We start from the raw sequence: 996 nt of genomic DNA on the forward strand, positions 1-996 counted from the left end.
CGCTCTTGTGAAGCACGTTGTTGATTTTCAGAGCGCGGCGTCGAGAGCGTGTTTGAGCGCTTGGTCGCCTGGTTTTCTGTAGAGTTCACGGCGGAGTTCGAAAGCTCTGAGATACGGCGTTAGCTTGTCTTTCGAGACTCCTCGGTGGGGCGAGAGCCACCGTCGCGCCAGCGACGCGTGGCTCTCGCAGCCGTTGACGTGTACGTCGCCATCAGCGTATTCATCATCGCCGTGGACGACGTACTCGCGGTCGAACTCGTCGTCGTCCTCTAGCGGATCGTAGGCCCGAAATCCGTCCGTGTAGACGGTTAACGACTCCTCTTCGTGGTCGGCAAGCAGGAGTCGAACGGTCGATTCATCGGCGGATTTCGCTGGCACGACGTACCGATCGTTCGTACCGCGATCGACCAGCGTGAACACCGGCGGTTTGTCGCCGTCGTACGATCCTCGACCACGCGTGGACAGGCCACGCGAGCGCGACTCTTGGTCGCGCTCGCGGCCTTTGAGGCCGGCAGAGACGTACACTTCGTCGATTTCGACCGGTCCAGACAGCGTGATCGAAGGCGCGTCGAGCGCTCTGACGAAGCGCTCGACGCGCCGTCTCACCGTTCTGTACGAAAGATCGAGTTCCGCCTCGATCTGGCGAAGGCTCGTGTTGAACCGTAAGAACACGTAGATCGTGAAATACCATTCTTTCAGTGTGAGCTTCGAATGAGCGAAGATTGTGCCGGTCTTGTCGTTGAACGTCCGACCGCAATTCTTACACAAATACCGCTGATACACCCGATAGCTGCCGTTTCTGACCGTCAGGTCAGAACGGCAGCGGGGGCACTCGACACCATCACGCCAGCGAACCTGCTGCAACAGGTCCGCTGCAGCCGATTCCGAGATGAATCGGCTCCATGGGATCATATCGGGCACCGCTGGCGCGGTGCCCTTGCCCTCTTCGACTTTCAGCCGCAGCTCTCGCCGTCAACAATCTACTTCGCAAGAGCG

Annotated in this window: 1 protein-coding gene; it reads right to left on the reverse strand. The window is 59.3% G+C overall.

Translation table 11 applies throughout. The features are described 5' to 3' along the window. Positions 1-27 precede the first annotated feature (27 nt). A complete protein-coding gene (locus ACMGFG_RS24210; RefSeq protein ID WP_436932851.1) occupies positions 28-912 on the reverse strand; it encodes an IS1595 family transposase in 885 nt (294 codons plus the stop codon). Between the last annotated feature and the right edge of the window lie 84 nt (positions 913-996).

The organism is Halosimplex halobium (genome assembly GCF_051414055.1).
GTDB classification, from domain to species: Archaea; Halobacteriota; Halobacteria; order Halobacteriales; family Haloarculaceae; genus Halosimplex; species Halosimplex halobium.